This window comes from Neptuniibacter sp. (assembly GCF_024231755.1).
In the GTDB taxonomy this organism is placed as follows: domain Bacteria; phylum Pseudomonadota; class Gammaproteobacteria; order Pseudomonadales; family Balneatricaceae; genus Neptuniibacter.
Genome location: NZ_JAAEQH010000099.1, coordinates 1 through 654, shown reverse-complemented (window position 1 = coordinate 654; position 654 = coordinate 1). Strand labels below are relative to the sequence as shown.

The 654-nt window shown below is 44.8% G+C and carries 1 protein-coding gene; it reads left to right on the top strand.

What is annotated here, in order from left to right; genetic code table 11:
- Positions 1-131 precede the first annotated feature (131 nt).
- Positions 132-654, top strand: a 523-nt coding sequence (locus GY843_RS04410) for a ribose-phosphate diphosphokinase (protein ID WP_297306932.1), incomplete at its 3' end; no start/stop codon positions are given.

Below are 654 nucleotides of genomic sequence, written 5' to 3'. Positions count from 1 at the left end.
TACACTTTCTCCTGCTCATACAGCATTAAATGCTCACTTTGAAATGAAGTAACGTACAAGTAAATGTTAACCTGCTTTGGTGCCTACCATAGCCTGTTAGTCCCAAAATTCAGTGCCTGAGGAACCCTACCGTGCCTGACATGAAGCTCTTCGCTGGTAACGCAACACCTGAGCTAGCTCAAAAAGTTGCAAAACGTTTGTATATTGAATTAGGCGATGCTGTTGTTGGCCGTTTTAGTGACGGTGAGATCAGTGTTCAAATTAATGAAAATGTTCGTGGCTCTGACGTTTTCATTGTCCAATCAACCTGTAACCCCACTAACGATAACCTGATGGAGCTTATCGTTATGGTTGATGCCCTACGTCGTGCATCTGCTGGACGTATTACCGCAGTTATTCCTTATTTTGGTTACTCACGTCAAGACCGCCGCGTGCGTTCTGCGCGTGTTCCAATCACAGCTAAAGTAGTTGCAGATTTCCTTTCAAGTGTTGGGGTTGACCGCGTTCTGACGGTTGATTTACACGCTGAACAAATCCAAGGTTTCTTCGACGTACCAGTTGATAACGTATTTGGTAGCCCAGTGCTACTTGAAGATATGAAAGAACGCGACTTCGATGATGTTGTGGTTGTTTCTCCTGACATCGGTGGTGTTG